General features: G+C 60.4%; 17 protein-coding genes. 9 read left to right on the top strand and 8 right to left on the bottom strand.

Features of this window, described 5'->3' with window-relative positions; genetic code table 11:
• The first annotated feature begins 4 nt into the window (after positions 1-4).
• Entirely contained in the window at positions 5-958 is a 954-nt protein-coding gene (gene choX / locus ACQZ5N_RS11460) for a choline ABC transporter substrate-binding protein (protein ID WP_448732941.1), read from the top strand.
• Between the two features lie 14 nt (positions 959-972).
• Positions 973-2,487, top strand: a complete 1,515-nt coding sequence (gene betC / locus ACQZ5N_RS11455; protein ID WP_448732940.1) for a choline-sulfatase — start codon at positions 973-975, stop codon at positions 2,485-2,487.
• A 15-nt stretch (positions 2,488-2,502) separates the two neighbouring features.
• Here betC and ACQZ5N_RS11450 read toward each other — a convergent pair whose 3' ends face one another.
• The 6 genes from ACQZ5N_RS11450 to ACQZ5N_RS11425 are packed head-to-tail and all read right to left on the bottom strand — an operon-like array spanning position 2,503 to position 9,014.
• Complete coding sequence (locus ACQZ5N_RS11450; RefSeq protein ID WP_448732939.1) at positions 2,503-3,396, bottom strand: carbohydrate kinase family protein; 894 nt, start codon at positions 3,394-3,396, stop codon at positions 2,503-2,505.
• Entirely contained in the window at positions 3,393-4,433 is a 1,041-nt protein-coding gene (locus ACQZ5N_RS11445; RefSeq protein WP_448732938.1) for an ABC transporter ATP-binding protein, read from the bottom strand. The genes ACQZ5N_RS11450 and ACQZ5N_RS11445 overlap by 4 nt, the downstream gene beginning before the upstream one ends.
• Positions 4,433-5,947 carry an argininosuccinate lyase gene (gene argH / locus ACQZ5N_RS11440; RefSeq protein ID WP_425644683.1) on the bottom strand — a complete coding sequence of 505 codons (1,515 nt, stop codon included), beginning with the start codon at positions 5,945-5,947 and terminating at the stop codon, positions 4,433-4,435. The genes ACQZ5N_RS11445 and argH overlap by 1 nt, the downstream gene beginning before the upstream one ends.
• Before the next feature lie 4 nt (positions 5,948-5,951).
• Positions 5,952-6,794 carry a carbohydrate ABC transporter permease gene (locus ACQZ5N_RS11435; RefSeq protein ID WP_425644681.1) on the bottom strand — a complete coding sequence of 281 codons (843 nt, stop codon included), beginning with the start codon at positions 6,792-6,794 and terminating at the stop codon, positions 5,952-5,954.
• Positions 6,791-7,732, bottom strand: a complete 942-nt coding sequence (locus tag ACQZ5N_RS11430) for a carbohydrate ABC transporter permease (protein WP_003521738.1) — start codon at positions 7,730-7,732, stop codon at positions 6,791-6,793. The genes ACQZ5N_RS11435 and ACQZ5N_RS11430 overlap by 4 nt, the downstream gene beginning before the upstream one ends.
• 16 nt (positions 7,733-7,748) lie before the next feature.
• The gene (locus ACQZ5N_RS11425) at positions 7,749-9,014 is read right to left on the bottom strand and encodes an extracellular solute-binding protein (protein ID WP_059756274.1); all 1,266 of its coding nucleotides are present in this window, start codon (positions 9,012-9,014) and stop codon (positions 7,749-7,751) included.
• Positions 9,015-9,256: 242 nt separating this feature from the next.
• On the opposite strand from ACQZ5N_RS11425, the gene ACQZ5N_RS11420 reads away from it, so the two are divergent.
• The 3 genes from ACQZ5N_RS11420 to ACQZ5N_RS11410 are packed head-to-tail and all read left to right on the top strand — an operon-like array spanning position 9,257 to position 13,813.
• Positions 9,257-10,483 (top strand): ROK family transcriptional regulator, encoded by a 1,227-nt coding sequence (locus tag ACQZ5N_RS11420; protein ID WP_448732937.1) that lies wholly within the window; start codon positions 9,257-9,259, stop codon positions 10,481-10,483.
• A 19-nt stretch (positions 10,484-10,502) separates the two neighbouring features.
• A complete protein-coding gene (locus tag ACQZ5N_RS11415; protein WP_448732936.1) occupies positions 10,503-12,905 on the top strand; it encodes a PIG-L family deacetylase in 2,403 nt (800 codons plus the stop codon).
• On the top strand, positions 12,902-13,813 hold the full coding sequence (locus ACQZ5N_RS11410) for a DMT family transporter (protein WP_448732935.1): 912 nt from the start codon (positions 12,902-12,904) through the stop codon (positions 13,811-13,813). The genes ACQZ5N_RS11415 and ACQZ5N_RS11410 overlap by 4 nt, the downstream gene beginning before the upstream one ends.
• A 14-nt stretch (positions 13,814-13,827) precedes the next feature.
• Here ACQZ5N_RS11410 and ACQZ5N_RS11405 read toward each other — a convergent pair whose 3' ends face one another.
• Both ACQZ5N_RS11405 and ACQZ5N_RS11400 read right to left on the bottom strand, forming a co-directional pair.
• Positions 13,828-14,289: a hypothetical protein gene (locus ACQZ5N_RS11405; protein WP_425644675.1), complete on the bottom strand. Its 462-nt coding sequence runs from the start codon at positions 14,287-14,289 to the stop codon at positions 13,828-13,830.
• A gap of 77 nt (positions 14,290-14,366) precedes the next feature.
• Positions 14,367-15,254 carry an AraC family transcriptional regulator gene (locus tag ACQZ5N_RS11400; RefSeq protein ID WP_059756288.1) on the bottom strand — a complete coding sequence of 296 codons (888 nt, stop codon included), beginning with the start codon at positions 15,252-15,254 and terminating at the stop codon, positions 14,367-14,369.
• 198 nt (positions 15,255-15,452) lie between these two features.
• Here ACQZ5N_RS11400 and melA point away from each other — a divergent pair, with 198 nt between their 5' ends.
• The 4 genes from melA (at position 15,453) to ACQZ5N_RS11380 (ending at position 21,426) form a co-directional block, all read left to right on the top strand.
• Positions 15,453-16,919: an alpha-glucosidase/alpha-galactosidase gene (melA, locus tag ACQZ5N_RS11395; RefSeq protein ID WP_448732934.1), complete on the top strand. Its 1,467-nt coding sequence runs from the start codon at positions 15,453-15,455 to the stop codon at positions 16,917-16,919.
• A gap of 108 nt (positions 16,920-17,027) precedes the next feature.
• Positions 17,028-19,115: an ABC transporter substrate-binding protein gene (locus ACQZ5N_RS11390; protein ID WP_448732933.1), complete on the top strand. Its 2,088-nt coding sequence runs from the start codon at positions 17,028-17,030 to the stop codon at positions 19,113-19,115.
• Between the two features lie 165 nt (positions 19,116-19,280).
• Positions 19,281-20,288 carry an ABC transporter permease gene (locus tag ACQZ5N_RS11385; protein ID WP_448732932.1) on the top strand — a complete coding sequence of 336 codons (1,008 nt, stop codon included), beginning with the start codon at positions 19,281-19,283 and terminating at the stop codon, positions 20,286-20,288.
• 1 nt (position 20,289) lies between these two features.
• The gene (locus ACQZ5N_RS11380) at positions 20,290-21,426 is read left to right on the top strand and encodes an ABC transporter permease (protein WP_448732931.1); all 1,137 of its coding nucleotides are present in this window, start codon (positions 20,290-20,292) and stop codon (positions 21,424-21,426) included.

Here is a 21,426-nt window from a genome sequence, read left to right as displayed (position 1 = left end):
CGCAATGAAAACCATTTCTCATCTGCATCGCATCGCCGCCGGTCTCATTCTGTCCGTGGCGGCCTTCTCCACCCCGCTTCAGGCGGCCGATGACGCGGCCTGCAAGACCATCCGCCTCAGCGATCCGGGCTGGACCGACATCACCGCGACCAACGGCGTTGCCTCCGTGCTGCTCGATGCCTTGGGTTATGAGGCTGACGTCAAGACGCTGTCGGTGCCGATTGGCTATCAGGCGATGAAGAATGGCGAAATCGACGTTTTCCTCGGCAACTGGATGCCGGCGCAAAAATCCTTCGTGGACGATCTGAATGCCGCCAAGGCGGCCGAGGTGATGACGAAGAACCTCGAGGGTGCAAAGTTCACGCTGGCAGTGCCGGCCTATATGGCGGAAAAGGGCGTCAAGGATTTTGCCGATCTGGCCAAACATGCCGATGAGTTCGAAAGCAAGATTTACGGTATCGAGCCGGGCGCACCGGCCAACCAGAATATCCAGAAGATCATCGACGCCGATGATTTCGGCCTGAAAGGCTGGCAGCTCGTCGAATCCGGTGAGCAGGCCATGCTGGCGCAGGTGGAACGGGCGGGCAGGGACAAGAAGGCCGTGGTCTTCCTCGCCTGGGCGCCGCATCCGATGAACGAGAAGATCGATATCGCCTATCTCTCCGGCGGCGACGCCTATTTCGGCCCGAATTTCGGCGGCGCGGAAGTCTACACGCTCGCCCGTACCGGCTGGCCGCAGCAATGCCCGAATGCGGCGACGCTGTTCAAGAATCTGAAATTCGATATCGGCATGGAAAATACCCTGATGGGCTCCATTCTTGGTGGCGAGGATTCCAGGGCGGCGGCAGCGGCATGGCTGAAGGCCAATCCGCAGGCGCTGGATGGCTGGCTGCAGGGCGTTACCACGCTGGACGGCAAGTCGGGTGAGGACGCCGTCAAAGGCAAGCTTGGTCTCTAAACCGGAAAGTGGAAATGCCGCGTCCCAATATTCTGATCCTGATGGCCGACCAGTTTAACGGGACGTTTTTTCCCGATGGCCCGGCCGATTTCTTCCACGCACCCCATCTGAAAGCCTTGGCGGAGCGGTCTGTCCGCTTCGCCAACACCTATACGGCAAGCCCGCTCTGCGCACCGGCCCGCGCCTCCTTCATGTCCGGGCAATTGCCGAGCCGCACGCGGGTTTACGACAATGCCGCCGAATTTGCTTCCGATATCCCGACCTATGCGCACCACCTGCGGGCGGCGGGTTATTACACCGGCCTTTCAGGAAAGATGCATTTCGTCGGCCCGGACCAGCTGCATGGCTTCGAGGAGCGCCTGACGACGGATATCTATCCGGCGGATTTCGGCTGGACGCCTGATTATACCAAGCCGGGTGAGCGCATCGACTGGTGGTATCACAATCTCGGTTCGGTGACTGGCGCAGGTGTCGCGGAAATCACCAACCAGATGGAATATGACGACGAGGTGGCCTATCACGCCACCCGCAAGCTCTACGACCTGTCGCGCCGGCTCGATGATCGCCCGTGGTGCCTGACGGTGAGCTTCACCCACCCGCACGACCCCTATGTGGCGCGGCGCAAATTCTGGGACCTCTACGAGGATTGCCCGGCGCTCGATCCGCAGACACCGGCGATTGCCTTCGAAGAGCAGGACCCGCATTCGAAACGGTTGCTGGAAGCCTGCGATCATGAGGCGTTCGAGATAACAAGCGAGCAGATACGCCGTGCACGGCGCGGTTATTTTGCCAATATCTCCTATATCGACGAGAAGATCGGCGAAATCCTCGACGTGCTGAAGGCGACGCGGATGGAGGAGGACACCGTCATCCTCTTCCTGTCCGACCATGGCGACATGCTGGGCGAGCGCGGCCTGTGGTTCAAGATGTGTTTCTTCGAGGGTTCCGCCCGCGTGCCGCTGATGATCACCGCGCCGGGCTGGCAGCCGGCTTTGATCGACACGCCGGTTTCGACGCTGGATGTCACACCGACGCTGTGCGGATTAGCAGGGCTCGATATCACCTCGCTCAAACGCTGGACGGATGGCGAGGATCTGGCGGCGCTGGCTCACGGGACCGGCGGGCGCGGCCCGGTGCCGATGGAATATGCCGCCGAAGGCTCGATAGCACCGCTCGTCGCCCTTCGCGACGGCCGCTACAAGCTGTCGGTCTGCGAGGCCGATCCGCCGTTGCTCTATGATATCGAGGCGGACCCTGAGGAGCGGATGAACCTTGCCGGCGATCCTGCTTTCAGCGCCGTTCTTTCATCGCTTTCTGCTGAAATCGACCGGCGCTGGCAGCTCCCGGTTTTCGACGCGGCGGTGCGGGAAAGCCAGGCACGGCGCTGGGTGGTCTACAAGGCGTTGCGCAACGGCGCCTATTACCCTTGGGATTACCAGCCTTTGCAGAAGGCCTCCGAGCGCTATATGCGCAACCACATGGACCTCAACGTGCTGGAGGAAAACCAGCGGTATCCGCGCGGGGAGTGAAGCGGGTGGGGCGGATCAGGCGGGCGTGCGCACCTTGGGAGCACCGCCTGCCGCCTGCACGGCAAGGCTTCCCGCTGCAACACCGGCCTCAAGGCAGAGCTTCTCGTCCTCTCGCCGCAGCCATGCATCGATGAAGCCGGCATTGAAGGCATCGCCCGCACCGGTCGTATCGACCACCGGGACTTTTTTCGCCGCCGCGTGATGGAAACCCGCTCGCGAGGAGACCCAGGCGCCCTGCGCGCCGCCCTTCAGGGCCACGACGGGAAAGGCTCCGGACAAAGCGGTGAGAGCGGCTTCAGGGTTCGCATGGCCCGTGATCGCTTCGGCTTCTTCGAGGTTGGGCAAAAACACGTCGACGCCGGCGCAGGCCCTGAGCAGGCCCTTGTCGTAGATCAGCGAGGCATCCCAGCTCGGATCGAGGGAGACGGACAGTCCATTATCCTTGGCGCGGGAGATGAGATCGGGGATTTCGTGCAGCGTGGCGAATTCGGCGATGTGCAGATGGCGGGCCTTTTCCCAGGCGAAAGCGACCTCGAGGGTCGATGGCCGGGCGGCGCCGGCGCGGCGTGTCAGGAATGCACGGTCATGACCAACCACCGTCGCAACCGTGACCTGCGGCCCCGCATCCGCCGAATGTTCCAGAAATTGCAGGTCCACACCGCTCTGCTGCATTTTTTCGCCGATGGCGCATGAGAAGGTGTCGGTGCCGAGCCTTGCCAGCAGCGCCGCCGGGCGGCCGATATGGGCGAAATGGGCGGCGGCAATGAAAGCTCCGCCACCGGCGGCGATTTCCATGTCGCTGGCAAACAGCTCCCGGCCGAGCACCGGCAATTCGTCAAGCCCGGTGAAAATAAGGTCGCAATAGATCCGGCCGATGCTGATGACGGCTGATTTTTCTGTTGTCATCATGCGCGGCCCAGAAGCTTTTCCGTTTTGGCGTCGAAAAGGTAAAGCGCGCCCGTTTCCGCCCGGCATTGCAGCTGGCTGCCGACGGCGGGAATGGATTTACCCCTTGCCGTTGCGATTACGGAGGTGGTCGCCGTATCCAGATGCACCAGCGTTTCCGGGCCGAGCGGCTCCACCGCCGTTACCGTTCCCTCAAGCGAGAAGGCGCTCGGGGTGGCATCGGCTTCTCCAACAAGCAGATCATGGGGGCGAATGCCGATCAGCAGCTCGCCCGTGGTCGACGGAGCGACGCTGTTCGTCGTTCTGGCGCCGCGCAACAGGTTCATTGAGGGGCTGCCGATGAAACGCGCGGTAAAGACATCCACCGGCGTCTCATAAAGTTCCGTCGGCGTGCCGACCTGCAGGATATGGCCGTCCTTCATCACCACGATACGGTCCGCCATGGTCATGGCCTCCACCTGATCGTGGGTCACGTATACGGTCGTTGTCTTAAGACGCTGGTGCAAGCGCTTGATTTCAATGCGCATCTGCGATCTCAGCTGCGCGTCGAGATTGGAGAGCGGCTCGTCGAAAAGAAAGGCTGCGGGATCGCGCACCATGGCGCGGCCGATGGCGACACGCTGCCGCTGGCCGCCCGACAGGGCCGCGGGCCGACGGTCGAGCAATGCCTCCAGCCCCAGCACCCGCCCGGCCTCTTCGATGCGCCGGTTCTTTTCCGCCTTGTCGAGCTTTGCGGTGTAAAGCCCGAAGCCGATATTCTGGCGAACCGTCATATGCGGGTAGATCGCATAGTTCTGGAAGACCATGGCGATGTTGCGCTGTTTCGGTTCTTTCTCGTTGACGACGTTTCCGGCGATTTTCAGAGTGCCGTCGGAAATCTCCTCCAACCCGGCGATCATGCGCAGCGTGGTGGATTTACCGCAGCCGGAGGGGCCGACGAAAACCACGAATTCGCCGTCTTCAATGGCAAGGTCGATGCCCTTGACCGCCTCCACCTTGCCGTAGCGCTTTACCAGTTGATTGAGTTCGATTGTCGCCATTATCGCGCTCCCGTCAGGGCGGTAAATTTTTCTGCCAGCTCGGCAGCTTTCGTCGCTTCGTAATCGGCGGATCGTTGTGCTTCGGCCTCAAGCGCATCGAGCTTGCCGCGATAGGCTGCGATGGCCTCCCGCATCGGTTCGGGGGCAGGGCCGCCAAAGCGGCTGCGAACGGCGACGAAGTGCTCCGGCGAAACGATCTGCCTGAACTTCTCCTCATCGATGCCGGTTTTGCGGCCCGCCAGTTCCTCGAACGCCTTGAGGAAAGGCTGGTAACCGTCATTCGGCAGATCGCCCTTCAGCGCGACGACGCTTCTGGCGACGGTTGCCGCAATCTCATGCGCCTGCCGGAATGACAGGTCTTCGATACGGACGAGCGAATCCGCCAGTTCCGTGATGGTGATGCAGGAACGACGAATATTCTGCTCGACCCTTTCCGGATCGATGCTGATCTTGCCGACGAGGCTGGCGAGGAGATCGAGCACCCGGCCGGCGGATGTGAAGGCCTCGTAACCAATGCCCTGAGTTTCACCCTCGCTGTCGTTCATGTCGGTGAAGGGCGTGTTGTGCATCACATCCAGCACGATCCGCGCCCGGCCGAATGTCTGGCTGGCGAGGTGGCGCAGATGTTCGATAGGGACCGGATTTCGCTTTTGCGGCATGATGGAGGAAATCTGCACCAGCGAATTCGGCACGTAGATCTGGCCGACTTCGAAGCTCGTCCAGAACTGGAAATCCTGAATGAGCCGGCCGAGATGCAGGAACATCAGTTCGATCGCGCCATAGGTTGCCGTCGTATAATCGACCGCGGCGATGCAGGAATAGGAATTGCGCAAGGGTGCGGCAAAACCAAGAAGCTCGGCGACACGCGCGCGATCAATCGGGAAACCCGAGGTGGTGATGGCGGCAGCCCCCATCGGCGAAAGATCGACGATACGGCGAGCCTCCGCGAAGCGGTCAATATCCCGGATCAGCACTTCAATGGCGGCAGAGAGATAATGGCCGAAGGTGGTGGGCTGGGCGGGCTGTCCATGCGTATAGGCCACAATCAGCGTGGACTGATTACGCTCGGCGGCATCGATCAGGGCTTTCAGCAGCACGCGCGCCTTGGCGGTGAGCGTATCGATCTTGTCCTTGAGGCCGATCTTGAACAGCGTGTGGTCGATATCGTTACGCGAACGGGCCGTGTGCAGGCGGCCGGCGACATCGACGCCGATGCGGGCTTTCAGTTCCTTTTCGATCAGGAAGAAGAAATCCTCGACCTCGCCGGTATAGACCAGCTCCGATGGCTCGATGGTTCTGTCGATGTCTTCCAGCGCGCCGGCGATCTTCGCCGCCGTGTCCGCATCGAGAATGCCGGTTTCCCGAAGCATGACCAGATGGGCGCGGTCGATGCGGCGGAAACCGTCCACATGGTGGTTCTTGGCGCCGTCGAAAAGCGGGCGCAGAACGGTTTCCTTGTAGACCGGATCGGGAAACTTGCTGGTATCCGACTGGCGCGGGTTCATATCGGCCATGATATTATCCTTTCAGACCCGCCAGCATCACACCGCGAACGATGTAGCGTTGCAGGACGATGAAGACGATGAGGGTAGGGATGGTCGCAATGGCTGCGCCCGTCATGATCATTTCCCACTGGATCTGCTGCTCCACCGCAAAGCTCGAGAGCCCGACCGGCAGAGTGTAAAGTTCCTTGCTTGTCGTGACGATCAGCGGCCAGAAGAAGGCCGTCCAGTTGCCGAGGAAGGTGAAGATCGCGAGCGCCGAAAGCGCCGGCGTGACGAGCGGCAGGGCGACTTTCCACCAGATCTGGAATTCGTTGAGCCCGTCGACGCGCGCGGCCTCGATGAAGTCGTTCGGAACCGTCTCGAAGAACTGTTTCATCAGGAAAGTGCCGAAAGCCGTCATCATGCCGGGGAACATGATGCCCCAGTAGCTGTCGAGCCAGCCCAGCTGGCTGGACATCAGATACCAGGGAATGACCAGCATTTCTGTCGGTATCATCAGCGTCGAGAGGATTGCGAGGAAGATGAAGTATCGACCGCGGAACTCGAATTTCGCCAGCGTATAACCAACCAGACTGTCAAAGAAGCAGTTGGACACGGTAACGATGACCGCAACCAGCATCGAGTTGAAGAACCAGCGCAGGAAACGGCCGTCTGCCATGACGGTGATGTAGTTTGCGAGCGTCGGTGCAGCCGGAATGAGCCTGAGGTCATAGACCTGGTCAGCCGTCTTGAACGATGTCGAGAACATGAAGAGCAGCGGCGAGACCATGATCAGGCCGCCGATGAACAATATTGTCCAGGCGATGATGCGGCCGGGGCGGATGCGGTTGTGGGAGAGTGGCGGCGCTTCGCTCATTTCTTTTCCCTCAGGACCCAGAGCTGGATCAGCGATACGACGAGAAGAATGGTGAAAAGAACGACCGTCTGCGCGGCGGCATAACCCATCGCATAGGAATTGAACGCGGTCTGGTAGATCATCAGCACCAGCGGCTTGGTGGAGCCGAGCGGTCCGCCCGGATCATTGGTGGTCATGTTGTAGACCTGGTCGAAAATGCGCAGGAAGCCGATGGAGGAAAAGACGACAAGGAAAACGGTGGTTGGTTTCAAAAGCGGCAGCGTGATCTTGCGCAGGATCGCCCATTCGCCGAGGCCGTCTATGCGCGCGGCCTCATAGAATGTCGTCGGAATGGCGCGCAGGCCGGCCATGAAGATGATGATCTGGAAACCGAGGCCCGCCCAGATGGCGGTTATCATGATCGAATAAAGCGCCTGATCGGTGGAGCGGATGAAAGGCTGCTGCGGAATGCCGAGAAGCCCAAGCACGTCGTTGATGATGCCGATGGGCGGCGGCTGATAAAACCAGCGCCAGACCCAGGCCATCGCGGCCGCCGTTGTCAGATAGGGCAGAAAATAGAGCGCGCGGATGAAGCCGTGCAGGATGCGTACCCGGTCGAGATAAAAGGCGATGACGAAAGCCAGCACGAGGCTGATCGGCGTGCCGATGATGAGATAGGTGAAGGTGTTCCTGAAGACTTTCCAGAATTGCGGGTCCTTGAACAGCTTCACATAATTGGCGATGCCGATGAACTTCGCCGGTCGCAGCAAATCCCAGTTGGTGAAGGACAGCCAGAAGGCCTGCAGCGTCGGGTAAAAACGAATGACGCTGTAAAACAGGATCGGGATCGCCAGAAAGCTCCAGATCCACAAAAGCCGTTTCGTGCGCATGGAAAGGCGATCTCCGAAGGAGCCGCCGGGGCGGCCGGATGCCGCCCCCTGTTGATCGATCGCTGTCATGTCGGACCTGCGGGTTTTAAGGTTTCGCCGCGTCGATGATTTCCTGCTCGGCCTCGGCGGCCTGCTTGACGGAATCCTCGACGGATTGGCCCTCGAGCAAGATCCGGTTCGTCATGTCGATGGCATTCTGCCGCTGGGCGGCTTCGTCCTTGAACAGGGTCGTATGGGCGTATTCGAGGCCCTTCAGGAACGGCGCGTAGACCGGGTCCTTCAGGTTCTCTTCGGTCAGCGCCGCCGCGCGCCGCGCCGGCAGCTCGCCGACAGTCTTCAGCCAGATTGCCATGGCTTCCGGTGAGGAGATGTAAGCAAGGAATTTCTTGGAGGCTTCCAGTTCCTCGCCGCTCGTCTTGGCGCTGATGCCGTTTGCGAAATAGCTGGCATAGTTGGAGCGGATATTCTTGTCATTGGTGGGAAGCTCGGTCACGCCCCACTCGAAATCCTTGATGGTCCTGAAGGATCCCAGACGGAACGTGCCGTCGATGGTCATGCCCGCCTTGCCGGCGCGGAAGGCGGCCTGGCCTTCATCCATGAAGCCCACCTGGCCGATTTTCTTCTCAAGCTGCAGGCTCGTATAGAACTTCAGGGCCTGAACGCCCGCTTCGCTGTTATAGGCGACCTTCTGGTCGTTGTCGGTGTAGGGCTCGCCACCGAACTGGCGAATGAGAACCTCACGCCACCATTGATGGTCCTGTCCGCCCATGTCGAGTGTGGAGCCGGCAACGGTGAGGTTTCCGGCGGCATCGTGCTTGGCGATCTTTTCCGCTGCGGCAACAAATTCATCCAGCGTTTTCGGTGGATTGGCGGGATCGAGGCCGGCTTCGGTGAAGAGCTTCTTGTTGTAGAAGAGCGCCAGCGAGCGAACCGCCGTCGGCAGGCCGTAATAATCGTCGCCGCGCTTCATGGCGCTGACGATGGGGAAAAATTCGCTTTCGATCTTGTCATGCGGGAAAGCATCGGCCGGCAACGGCTGCAAAATGCCGCCGGCTGCGAATTTATCCAGCCAGCCGTAGAAGAGCTGCATCACGTCCGGGCCTTTGCCGGAAAGATTGGCGGCGATGACGCGCGTCTGGTAATCGGCGTAAGGGAAGGTCACCTGCTTGACGGTGATGTCAGGATTGGCCTTCTGGAATTCCGCGATCAGCTCGTCCATGGCCTTCACGCGTGTATCGAAGACATATTGCCAATATTCGATTTCAACCGCTTGCGCGGCGTTGAATGCGAATGTGCTGAAACCGGCGACCAAGCCGGCGAACAGAGTTGCCCTGCGCATGTAAGCCTCCATTTCCTCCGTCCGGTCTTCCGGATGCGGAGCGATCGTTCCCTTTATCCGCGCTTTCGCGCGCGCTCATCGATTTGCCGGCAGCGGAGTTTCCTCTTCCGCCCCATGCAAGCCTGACCCCCGGTCGTCCTCTACGGTTCTCTGAAGGCATGCATTTGTCAATAAGATAATTTACTTGAATTATTATATTGCGCTTATCGTCAATTCGACGCTATGAATTTTCCAAGAGACGGGAAGTTGAAGAGATGACGGTGCACACGGTGGACGCTTATCCCGTAGCAATCGGAAAAAATCCTGAGCGGAGCCGCGAACACAACAGGCGAGTCGTGCTCGACATCGTCCGGCGGCACGGATCGCTCGGCCGCGCCCAGATCGCCAAGATCACACATCTGACACCGCAGGCGGTCGCCAATATCGTCGACGAGTTGATGGGCGAGGAATTGCTGAAGGAACTCGGCCGCCGCCGCACCGGCAGGGGCCAGCCGCCGATCCAGTTCGCCGTCAACCCGGATGGCGGGGCGACCATCGGTGTGGAAATCGCCGCCGACCATATGGTCACGGTCGGCCTCGATCTTGCCGGCGTGTTGCGTACCCACCGTGTTACGCCCCTCAAGGACACGACGCCGGACGCCATATTCAAGACCTTTGCCACCGAACATGCCGCTGTTGCGAAAAATCTCGGCTGTAGGCTGCTTGGCACCGGGGTTGTCATGCCCGGTCCCTTCGAGATCGATGGCATGACTTCAGTGGGGCCGACGACGCTTTCCGGCTGGGGTGGCATCGATGCCCGGCAGATGCTGGGGGAAGCCTGCGGCCAGCAGGTCGTGGTGGAAAACGACGCGACGGCCGCTGCGGTCGGAGAACGGCTGTTCGGTGCAGGGCTGGCCATCCCGAATTTCTGCATGATCTATTTCGGCGTCGGTATCGGTCTCGGCATCATTCAGGACGGATCGCCCTATCGCGGCGCGTTCGGAAATGCCGGCGAAATCGGCCATGTGACCGTCTCGCCGAAGGGAAGGCCTTGCCCCTCCTGCGGGCAGAGAGGGTGCCTCGAAGCCTATGCCTCGGTTTACGTGCTGAAGGAAAAACTTGTCTGCGCCAGTGTCGTGGATACGGAGCTTGACGATCTGGAAGCCCTGTTCAAAGCGGGCAATCCGGTGGTGATGGAATGGATCGAGGATGCTGCCGCCCATCTGGCGCCCATGGTTGCCATGCTCGAGAATATTCTCGATCCGCAGACGGTCATTCTCGGCGGTGCGCTGCCTGAGATCGTCATCAGCGAAATCATTGCGCGGATGGGGCCTTTGCCAACCTCGGTCGCAAGCCGGCGGCAGCGGGAACTGCCGCGTGTCATCCACGGCAAGTCCGGCCAATTGACCGCCGCACTCGGTGCCGCCGCCTTGCCGCTGTTCGACATCGTCACGCCAAAACTCGAGACATCCATGGGAGCCGCAGCGCAGGCACCCGGCTGAATATTGGAGGAGACCGCCCATGCTTAACCCCCGGGAGCGCATCGAACGGCAGATGGCCGATCCGTGGCTCGTCCGCCTGCACCGCAAGCTGAGCGCGCTGAAATCCACCGTCACGGTCATGCATACCGGCGCGCACCCGGACGACGAGCAGAACGGACTTCTGGCCTATTTTCGCATGGAACTTGGTATGCGGATCATCATCGCCTGCTCGACGCGTGGCGAGGGCGGGCAGAATGCGCTGGGGCCGGAGCGGCTCGGCGCGCTTGGCGTCATCCGGTCGCGCGAGCTGGAGGAGGCCGCTCGCGTCATCGATGCTGATATCAGCTGGCTCGGCCATGGCCCGGCGGATATCATCCACGACTTCGGTTTTTCCAAGGATGGCGACCAGACCTTTAACCGCTGGGGGCAGCAACGCATCGTCGAGCGGCTGGTGCGCGCCTACCGCAAGGAACATCCAGATATCGTCATTCCGACCTTTCTCGATGTGCCGGGACAGCACGGACACCACCGCGCCATGACGCGGGCGGCAAAGAGCGCCATCGCGCTCGCGGCCGATCCTGTCGCCTATCCCGAGCATTTCGCCGAGGGGCTGAAACCGTGGAAGGTGGCGAAGTTCTATCTTCCCGCCTGGTCGGGCGGTGGGGACACCTATGATGACGAAGTGCCGCCGCCGGAAACGACGCTGACGATCAATGTTCCGGGCAGGGAGCAGGCCACCGGTGCGCAATATGACCGCATCGGCGAATGGTCGCGTTATTATCACGCCTCGCAGGGAATGGGGCATTGGCCGCAGCGGGCGCAGGAGGTCTGGCCGCTGCATCTCGAGCTCTCGGATGCCGTCGGTGGCGAGGAAAGCTCGATCCTCGAAAGGTTGCCGTCTTCACTCACCGACCTTGCGACTTTTCCGGGGCTGGATGCCGGACTGGCAAAGGCGCTGGTCAAGGCCGAACAGGCAATAACCGAAGCAATCGCGGCATTTCCCGACAGGCAGCGGATCACGGCGTCACTTCTTGCGGCGGCGGCTCTTTTGCAGACGGTCGATGAAGCCGCAGCCACGGATTTCAGGGAGCTGCACGGGCATCGGATCGCACGCAAGCGGGCGCAGGTCGACGCCGCTATCCTGACGGCGCTCGATGTTTTCGAGCGGGCCTATGCCGAGCCGGCGGAGATCGTTCCGGGCGGGACATCGTTTCTTTCCGTGGAGCTTTCAGACAAGGTGGCTGAATTTGATGTCGAGGTCACGCCGGTCCTTCCATCGGGTGTCTCGTCGTCCGTTCAGTCGCGTGGTGAGACGCTGGTTTTTTCGCTCGCCGCCGATCAGGATGCTGCTGTTTCGGGGCTTTACCAGCCCGACTGGAAAGCCTTAGGCGGCAATGGCCATGCCTCTGTGCTACTTTCCGCAACGGTTGGAGGCAGAAAGGTCTCGGCCGCCTTCGATCTGGAAGAGCCGTTTTTCGTGACGCCCGCGCAGTCGCTGATGATAGCGCCCGATGCCCTTCTGGTGCCGCTTGGACAGGAGCAGGACGCCCATGTCTTTCAGGCGCATATAAAGGGTGCCGATGTGCCACTGTCGTTCAGGAATACGGGCGGCTGGAACCTGCGCAAGCGCGGCGGCGACTGGATTGCCGAACGCACTGGGGATGCGAAGGCGGGCCTTGCCCAGATCGAAGCGCTTGTCGGCTCGCAACCCGCTTTCCAGATCACGCCCATCGCTTATCCGCATATCGGCAGGGCAAGGTTTCTGGCGCCTTCCGTTTTGAAAATCCTGTCGCTGGACCTCAAACTGCCCGAGGGCGCGCGCGTCGGTTATGTCGGCGGTGGCGCCGACAGGGTGGGTCTCTGGCTTTCGCGCATGGGCCTCGATGTCACCGAACTCGATGCTCCGGCGCTTGCCGGCGACCTGTCGTCCTTCACGACGATCGTTATCGGCATCTTTGCTTTCGGCATCCGCAGGGATCTGGCTGCGGCAACGGAAAAGCTTCATCGTTTCGTTGAAGATGGCGGCCATCTCGTCACGCTCTATCATCGGCCGACCGATGGATGGAACCCGGAGACGACGCCTGTGAGGCGGCTTGAGATCGGCAAGCCCTCCTTGCGCTGGCGGGTGACCGACCCGCAGGCGGAGGTGACGGTGCTGACGCCCGAACATCCATTGCTCGTCGGCCCCAACAGAATCGATGCCGCCGACTGGGCGGGTTGGGACAAGGAACGCGGGCTTTATTTCGCCTCGCGCTGGGACGATGTCTACGAGCCGTTGCTTGCGATGCATGATGTCGATGAGCAGCCGCTCAAGGGCGCGCTGGTCTCCGGTATCATAGGCAAGGGCCGTCACACCCATACCAGCCTCGTGCTGCATCACCAGATGGACAAGCTTGTGCCGGGGGCCTTCCTCCTCATGGCCAACCTTGTGCAGCCGGCGTGAATGGCGACGGAAAGAGCGAAAGTCTGGAAAATCCGCGCGACGCCAATGCCCGCGCGGGCATTGGCTGGCTGCTTATGGATATGGCCCTCGTCTCGGGTGGAATGACAGCGCTCGTCAAGGCGCAGGGCGTTACCTATCCAGCTTTCCAGCTCGTCTTCATAAGGGCGATGATCGGTCTGCTCTTCATTCTGCCGCTCATTTGGCGACACCGAATGGAAATGATGCGCGTCCGATATCCCTGGCGCAATATTTTCCGGATCTGCTGCAACGCCATCGCGCTCACCAGCAATTTTATCGCCATCACCCTTCTGCCGCTTGCCACCGTCAACGCTGTCGGTTTTTCGCGGCCGTTGGTGACGATGGCGATGGCCGTTGCCATTTTAGGGGAAAGAGTGAGCCGATATCGCTGGGCGGGGGCGTGTCTGGCCTTTGTCGGCGTTCTGATCGTCATCGGGCCGGGCGGCGCGGCATTCAATGCGGGGGTGCTGGTTGTCCTCGTCTCGGTGGTGTTCGGCGCTCTTGCCGTCATCCAGACCCGGGCGCTGCGGCAGGAAAACACCACGGTGATGATGGTGTTCTATACGGTCGGCCTTGCCGTCATCACCGCCGTTCCGGCGATCTGGACATGGAAGCCGGTCGCGCCGCTCGACTGGGGGCCGTTGCTCGCCATCGGCCTGCTGGCGCAACTTGGGCAATATTGCTTCCTGCGGGCCTATCGCATTGCCGATGCCAGTGTCCTTGCACCCGTTGGCTATCTATCGATCCTGTTCGTGACCGCTGTTGGATATTTCCTGTTTGACGAGGTGCCGGAGGCCCGTGTGGTGGTCGGTATCGTCATTATTCTCATTGCCTTGCAGTCAACTGCCCTTGCGGAATATTTCCTGAAGAAGCTGCGCCGCAAACGGTGACGGGCGCTCTGCCTCTATTGCGCGAGAAGCCGAAGCCTGACCCAGTTCAGTGCTGCAAGTTTGAAGCGGTCGTAAAACGACCGTGCGAAACGCACATAGCGCATGATCCATGCGAGCCAGGGATAGGTGAGGAGCTTTTCCCGGCCGGCGTGATAAATGCGCTCGACGATCAGGAATGTCGCGAGATGGGCGAAGACCGTCAGAGCCAGCCCCATCTTGACGGCGCCATGGGCAATGAGGACGAGGCCGATGATCTTCATCGGTTCCGCGATGGCGAAGGGCACCGCGAGGCAAAGGAGAATGGCAAGACGCGGCAATCGCGCGATCCGGCTTTCCAGTTGCTTGATGAATGTCAGCCCGGATATGGCCCTGACGACGGGCCGGTAGAGCGGGCGAAAAATGCCGTCGAGGATCAGGGCGAAAACGATGATCGCCCGAAGCGGAAAGACGAGGATCGTCCGGATTATGCTCTTCACCTCGGCGGGTCTCCAAAAAGGGCGTAACGCCCATCCTTAATCGCCTGAAACATGTCAAAACGAAGTCGTTTTGTCATTCAGCCCTGCCGCACGCTCGCATACATGCCGGTGGTGCGGAATTCACTCGGATTGGTGCCGTAGAGCCTGCGAAAGACCTTGGAGAAATAGTTCGGATCCTCGAAACCGCACAGCACCGACACCTCCTTGATGGGAAGGTTGGCAGCCGAGGTCAGAAGCTTCGCCGCCCGGCGCAGGCGTCGCTGCAGCACGAATTCCGCTGGCGACAGGCCTTCGCTTGCGGCGAAGATGCGGGAAAAATGCGCGCGGCTGAGGCCTGCCACTGCCGCAAGATCGCTGACCGAAAGCCGTTCGCCGAGATGGCTGTCGATGTAGCTCAGCACCTGCTGCATGGTGCGATATTCGCCGCCGAAAGAAGGATGAGAACCGAAGACATCGTCATAAAGCGTCATCGCCGCCTCATAAGCGACGGCTGAGGCGGCGCCTGGCGTTTCCGCGCCATTGACGAGGCGCGAGCAGCATTCGGCAAGATGATCCACGGTTTCGGACTGAAGCTTGAGGATCGGGCCGGTGACGGAGAGGATATTGCGGTGAATGCGCAGGGCTTCCTCGCCATTCATGGAAATCCAGAAGAACTCCCATTCTTTGCCTTCTTCCAGCCAGTAGCGGTGATTGTGCGGTATGAGCAGCAGCAGGGTTTCGCCCGGTCTCACCACATAATGGCGGTTCTCGTAACGCAGGTTGCCCTGTCCGGCGATGCAATATTGCAGCACGGTAAAAGGCGTCTGGCCGCGTTTGCGCCCGTCCCAGTCGTAATTGCCGCCGCTGCGGATTTCATAACCGCTGCTGGTCGGCATGGTGTGCAGCGTCTGGCGGCCGCGCGGCAGCGAGACTGTTCTCATGCCGGGTCCCTGAGCGATCAAATCTCGCAGCACAAAATTACCCATGAAAGCATAATCCTTCTCTGGTCCTCACCGATATTATACGCATAATCCCGATCCGAGGAGACAGCCAGCAGGATATTGTTGCTGAAAAATTGGAGATGAAGGCCGGTTTTCCGGGATTCTCACGGGTATTTTTCTGCAATGCCATTTTACGATCCTTTGGCCCGTTTCACCCGTTCGATTTGCAACAGAGGTGGCGTTATGAGTTTCAAAATCGCTATTATTGGCGCAGGCAGCGTCGGTTTCACGAAAAAACTGTTCACCGATCTCCTGTGTGTGCCGGAGTTTTGCGATATTGAAGTCGCGCTGACTGATATCAGCCAGCACAATCTGGATATGATCAGGGCGATCCTCGAAAAGATCGTCGAGGCCAATGGTTTCCCCGTCAAGGTGACGGCCGATACCGACCGCAGGCGGGCGCTGGAGGGCGCGAAATATATCATCAGCTGCGTGCGGGTCGGCGGGCTGGAAGCCTATGCGGACGATATCCGCATTCCGCTGAAATACGGCATCGACCAGTGCGTGGGCGATACGATCTGCGCCGGCGGCATTCTCTACGGTCAGCGCAACATTCCGGTCATTCTGGATTTCTGCAAGGATATCCGCGAAGTCGCCGCACCGGGTGCGAAATTCCTGAACTATGCCAATCCCATGGCCATGAACACCTGGGCCGCCATCGAATATGGCAAGGTGGATACGGTCGGTCTCTGCCACGGCGTGCAGCACGGCGCGGAACAGATCGCCGAAATCCTCGGTGCGAAAAGCGTGTCCGAGCTGGATTACATCTGCTCCGGCATCAACCACCAGACATGGTTCGTCGATCTGAGGCTCAACGGTCGCAAGATCGGCAAGGAAGAGCTGGTCGCCGCCTTCGAGGCGCATCCGGTCTTCTCGCAGCAGGAGAAGCTGCGCATCGACGTGCTGAAGCGGTTCGGCGTCTATTCGACCGAGAGCAACGGGCATCTCTCCGAATATCTGCCGTGGTATCGCAAGCGGCCGGAGGAAATCGCCCGCTGGATCGACATGTCCGACTGGATTCACGGTGAAACCGGCGGTTATCTCCGCCACTCCACCGAAACGCGTAACTGGTTCGAAACCGAGTTTCCACAGTTCCTGGCATCCGCCGCCAAGCCCATCGATCCGGCCAAGCGCTCCAACGAACATGCGAGCCACATTCTGGAAGCGCTGGAAACCGGGCGTGTCTATCGCGGCCATTTCAACGTCAAGAACAATGGCGTCATCACCAATCTGCCATCGGACGCCATCATCGAATCCCCCGGTTTTGTCGACCGTTTCGGCATCAACATGGTCTCGGGCGTGACCCTGCCGGAAGCCTGCGCGGCCACCTGCATGGCGTCCATCAATGTGCAGCGCATGTCTGTGCATGCGGCGGTGAGCGGCGATATCGATCTTTTGAAGCTTGCCGTGCTGCATGATCCGCTGGTCGGCGCCGTCGCCACGCCGGAGGAGGTCTGGCAGATGGTGGATGAGATGGTCGTCGCGCAGGCGCGCTGGCTGCCGCAATATGCGGATGCCGTGCCGGCGGCGAAGGAGCGGCTTGCGAAATCCAGCGTCAAGACCCGCGACTGGGCCGGTGCCGCCCGCCGCAATGTGCGCTCCATCGAAGAACTGCGGGCCGAAAAATCGGCGCTGAAAAAGGCTGTTTGAAGGAAAAGGCATGGGAACAGGCCGGGCGGCGGAAGGGAGTTCGTCGCCACGGCCAGAACGATCACAGAGGGTGGGCGGTCGAAGAGCTGCCATTTGGGAGGAATGACGATGTTACTTCAACGCAGGATCGGTATCATCTCGGCACTGGGTCTCAGTGTTTCGATGATCGCACTCAGTGCAAATGCCTTCGAGACCGCCACGCCGCCGGAGCCGCCGCAATTTCCGGCCGAAGGCAAGATCAATTATGTCGCGCGCGACTCGATCCTCGAATTCAAGGCGCTGCCAGATTACAGTGAGCCCGACTGGGTCAGCGAGAAATTCGAAAAGACCGGCAAGCTGCCGCCCTTGAAAGAGCGCCTGCCGGAAGAGCCGCTGGTCTACAAGACCGGCAATATGCCCGACGGCATGGGCGTTTACGGCGATACGATGCGCCATGTGGTGGGCGGCAGGCCCGAGGGCTGGAACTATATTGCCGGCCAGAGCCAGGGCTGGGGCGGCATCGATATCGCCCTTTCCGAATGCCTGACGCGCACCGCACCGCTCTTCCAGGTGGATGCCAAGGATACCGAACCGCTGCCCAATCTCGCCAAAAGCTGGGAATGGTCCGAGGATGGCCACAAGCTGACGATGCATCTCGTCAAGGGGGCGAAATGGTCGGATGGCGAGCCCTTCAATGCCGATGACGTGATGTTCTACTGGGAAGATGCGGTCGTCGACCCCAATGTTTCACCGCTTGGCGGCGGCGCATCGCCGGAGGCCTTCGGTGAGGGAACGACGCTCAGGAAGGTTGATGATTATACGGTGGAGTGGACCTTCAAGAGCGCCTTTCCCAAGCAATATCTCTACACCATGGCCTATCCGAGCTTCTGCCCCGGGCCGTCGCATATCCTGAAGCCGCAACATCCGAAATATTCCAAGAACACCTACAATCAGTTCAAGAACGCTTTCCCGCCGGAATATATGAACATGCCGGTCATGGGGGCATGGGTGCCGGTCGCTTATCGGCCCGATGATATCATCGTGCTGAGGCGCAATCCCTATTACTGGAAGGTCGATGAGAAGGGCCAGCAACTGCCTTATCTCAACGAGGTCCACTATAAGCTTTCCACCTGGGCCGACCGCGATGTGCAGGCCGTGGCTGGGTCGGGCGATTTCTCCAACCTTGAACAGCCGGAGAATTTCGTCGCCTCGCTGAAACGCGCCGCCGATCCCAATGCACCGGCCCGCCTTGCCTTCGGGCCGCGGCTCATCGGCTATAATCTGCAGATGAATTTCTCCGCCAATGGCTGGGGCAATCCGGATGAGCGCGGGCAGGCCATTCGCGAGCTGAATCGCAACGAGGTGTTCCGTCAGGCGGTCACATCGGCCATCGACCGCAAGGCAGTCGGCGACTCGCTGGTGAAGGGGCCGTTCACGGCGATCTATCCGGGCGGCATTTCGTCTGGCACCAGCTTTTATGATCGCGCCTCCACGGTCTATTACCCCTTCAACCTCGAGGCCGCCAAGGCCGCACTCGCCTCGATCGGCCTGAAGGATACGGATGGCGATGGTTTCCTGAATTTCCCGAAGGAAACACTTGGCGGTCGCAATGTCGAAATTACCCTTCTCGTCAATAACGGTTACGCGACGGACAAGAGCCTCGCGGAAGGTCTGGTTGGCCAGATGGCGAAACTCGGCCTGCGCGTCGTCATCAACAGCCTCGATTCCAACCAGCGCGATGCCGCCCATTATGGCGGGCAGTTCGACTGGCTGGTGCGCCGCAATTCCACCGAGCTTTCATCCGTGGTGCAGAACACCGAGCAGCTTGCCCCTGTCGGCCCACGCACCAGCTGGAACCACCGCTCGCCCGAAGGCAAGGAGCTGGATCTGATGCCGTTCGAGAAGGAGATGGCCGACATCGTTCGCAAGTTCATCTCCTCGCAGGATAATGCCGAGCGGGCGGAGCTGATGAAGCAATATCAGAAGGTCTATACGCAGAACCTCTATACGATCGGTCTCACCGAATATCCCGGCGCGCTGATCGTCAACAAGCGGTTCTCGAATGTGCCGCAGGGCACGCCGATCTTCATGTTCAACTGGGCCGAAGATTCCATCATTCGCGAACGCCTTTGGGTCGCGGCCGACAAGCAGGGCAAATACGAACTCTTCCCGCAGCAGCTGCCCGGCAAGCCGGGTGAGGGCGGGCCGATCAACTAAAGCATTTCAAGGAAAATCGGACCCCGGTTTTCCGTCCGGAAATACGAATACCTTGAAGAACTCCTCCCGGAGAACACCCGGTACCGGTCGCGCGTGAAGCGCGGCCGGAGGCACCCGGCGGACCGTTATCCATCACGGCCCGCCCAAACGGAGGAAAACCGTTCGATGCTGAGATTCTTGACGATACGCATAGGCTCCGCCATTCCGGTGCTGTTGATCCTGAGCGTGGTGACATTCGCCATCATTCAGGCGCCGCCCGGCGATTATGCCGATTACATCCGCTCGCAGCTGATGAACCAGGGCGGCGCGTCCTTCGAACAGGCGGAAGCGCAGGCGCAGGCCTACCGCATCGAACACGGCCTCGATAAGCCGCTCGTCATTCAATATTTCAACTGGATCGGCGGCATCGTCACCCGCGGCGATTTCGGCTACAGCTTCTATTACAACAAGCCGGTCGCCGATGTGGTTGGCGAACGCCTGCCGCGCACCATTGTGCTGGCGCTGGTCTGCCACATCTTTGCATCCGTTCTCGGCATCGCCTTCGGCATCTGGGCGGCTACACGGCAATATTCCTGGGTCGACAATCTTCTGTCGACCGTTGCCTTCCTCGGCATGACGATCCCGCGTTTCCTGATGGCGTTGATCCTCGTCTATCTCATGGTGTTTCATTTCGACGTGTCTGAGATCGGCAGCTTCTTCTCGCCGCAATATGGCGGCGCACCGTGGTCGTGGGGCAAATTCGTCGATCTTGTCAGCCATGTCTGGCCGGTGGTCGCCATCGCCGTCTTCGGCGGGCTGGCCTATAATATGCGGGTGATGCGCGGCAATCTGCTCGATACGCTGAATGCGCAATATGTCGAGACGGCGCGCGCCAAGGGTCTTTCGGAAGGCGCCGTCATCATGCGCCATGCGGTCCCGAACGCCGTGCACCCGCTCGTCATGTATCAGGGCGTGGTGCTGCCTTACATGCTGAGCGGCGAGATCGAAACCGCGATCATCTTCGCGCTGCCGACCGTCGGCCCGGCCATTGTCGGCTCCATGGCGGTGGGCGATGTCTATGTCACCGCAACCTTCATGATGGTGCTGGCCGCCACGCTGATCGTCGGCAACATCATCGCCGACATGCTGCTCGCCATGCTCGACCCACGCGTCCGCGAATTCGGGAGGGCCTGAGATGATGGCGTTTGACGAGATGAAGACCGAAACCGCCGCCCCCGCAAAACCCGACCGCTCCGCCCATGGCAACGAAACCTATCTTGCCTTGGTCTGGCGTCGCCTCCGGCGCTCCTTCACCGGCATGGTCGGGCTGGTGCTGGTGGCGCTGCTAATCCTAATCGCCATCTTTGCGGATTTCTTCGCGCCGATGAATCCGCTCGAAACCCATGGCAGCTTCTCGCCGCCGCAGGTGGTGCGCTTCAGCGACAAGGACGGCAATTTCAGCCTCGCACCGCGCGTCTATGCCATTGCCGAAACGGAAGAGCTTGATCCTGTCACCTTCCAGCCCATCGTCGGGCCGGATTACGACAATCCCGTCTATCTCGGCTTCTTCGTCAAAGGTGCGGAATACAGGCTGCTGGGCCTTATCCCGATGAGCCGTCACTTCTTCGGCTCGACCGATGGTCAGCCGGTGCATTTTCTCGGCACCGACAAGTTCGGACGCGACGTGCTGTCGCGCGCCATCTATGGCTCGCGCATCTCGCTTGCCATCGCGCTCAGCGTCGTCGCCATCGTCACCGTCATCGGCACCAGCGTCGGTCTGATTTCCGGCTATTTCGGCGGGCCGCTGGATGCCTGGGTGCAGCGTTTCGTGGAGGTGGTGCTGGCCTTCCCGCAATTGCCGCTCTATCTCGCGCTGACGTCGCTCATTCCCGTCACCGCACCGACCACCGTGTTCCTCGTCTTCGTTGTCGGTGTCATGTCGGCGCTCGGCTGGGCGCAGATGTCGCGCGAGGTGCGCGGCAAGACGCTCGCGCTGGCGCGCATCGATTATGTGCGGGCGGCGATTGCCGTCGGGGCGACCGACCGGCGCATCATCTTCCAGCACATCCTGCCGAATGTGATGAGCCATGTGATCGTCGCCGTGACGCTGCATATTCCGAGCGTCGTGCTGCTCGAATCCTTCCTCGGTTTCCTCGGCTTTGCAGTCAAGCCGCCGCTCATCTCCTGGGGGCTGATGCTGCAGGATACGGCGACCTATTCCGTCATCGGTTCCTATCCCTGGATTCTCGCGCCGGTCGGTTTCGTGCTGGTCACAGTCTTCGCCTTCAACGCGCTGGGCGATGGCCTGCGCGATGCCGTCGATCCCTATTGA

Source organism: Agrobacterium sp. 22-221-1 (assembly GCF_053522445.1).
The sequence above is the reverse complement of the archived record's forward strand: the minus strand, read 5'-3'. Positions and strand labels throughout refer to the sequence as shown.

What these genes read in the sequence shown, in the direction of transcription:
- choX (WP_448732941.1), top strand. Translation starts at nt 5, where the DNA reads ATGAAAACCATTTCTCATCTGCATCGCATCGCCGCCGGTCTCATTCTG.
- betC (WP_448732940.1), top strand. Translation starts at nt 973, where the DNA reads ATGCCGCGTCCCAATATTCTGATCCTGATGGCCGACCAGTTTAACGGG.
- ACQZ5N_RS11450 (WP_448732939.1), bottom strand. Translation starts at nt 3,396, where the DNA reads ATGATGACAACAGAAAAATCAGCCGTCATCAGCATCGGCCGGATCTAT.
- ACQZ5N_RS11445 (WP_448732938.1), bottom strand. Translation starts at nt 4,433, where the DNA reads ATGGCGACAATCGAACTCAATCAACTGGTAAAGCGCTACGGCAAGGTG.
- argH (WP_425644683.1), bottom strand. Translation starts at nt 5,947, where the DNA reads ATGGCCGATATGAACCCGCGCCAGTCGGATACCAGCAAGTTTCCCGAT.
- ACQZ5N_RS11435 (WP_425644681.1), bottom strand. Translation starts at nt 6,794, where the DNA reads ATGAGCGAAGCGCCGCCACTCTCCCACAACCGCATCCGCCCCGGCCGC.
- ACQZ5N_RS11430 (WP_003521738.1), bottom strand. Translation starts at nt 7,732, where the DNA reads ATGACAGCGATCGATCAACAGGGGGCGGCATCCGGCCGCCCCGGCGGC.
- ACQZ5N_RS11425 (WP_059756274.1), bottom strand. Translation starts at nt 9,014, where the DNA reads ATGGAGGCTTACATGCGCAGGGCAACTCTGTTCGCCGGCTTGGTCGCC.
- ACQZ5N_RS11420 (WP_448732937.1), top strand. Translation starts at nt 9,257, where the DNA reads ATGACGGTGCACACGGTGGACGCTTATCCCGTAGCAATCGGAAAAAAT.
- ACQZ5N_RS11415 (WP_448732936.1), top strand. Translation starts at nt 10,503, where the DNA reads ATGCTTAACCCCCGGGAGCGCATCGAACGGCAGATGGCCGATCCGTGG.
- ACQZ5N_RS11400 (WP_059756288.1), bottom strand. Translation starts at nt 15,254, where the DNA reads ATGGGTAATTTTGTGCTGCGAGATTTGATCGCTCAGGGACCCGGCATG.
- melA (WP_448732934.1), top strand. Translation starts at nt 15,453, where the DNA reads ATGAGTTTCAAAATCGCTATTATTGGCGCAGGCAGCGTCGGTTTCACG.
- ACQZ5N_RS11390 (WP_448732933.1), top strand. Translation starts at nt 17,028, where the DNA reads ATGTTACTTCAACGCAGGATCGGTATCATCTCGGCACTGGGTCTCAGT.
- ACQZ5N_RS11385 (WP_448732932.1), top strand. Translation starts at nt 19,281, where the DNA reads ATGCTGAGATTCTTGACGATACGCATAGGCTCCGCCATTCCGGTGCTG.
- ACQZ5N_RS11380 (WP_448732931.1), top strand. Translation starts at nt 20,290, where the DNA reads ATGATGGCGTTTGACGAGATGAAGACCGAAACCGCCGCCCCCGCAAAA.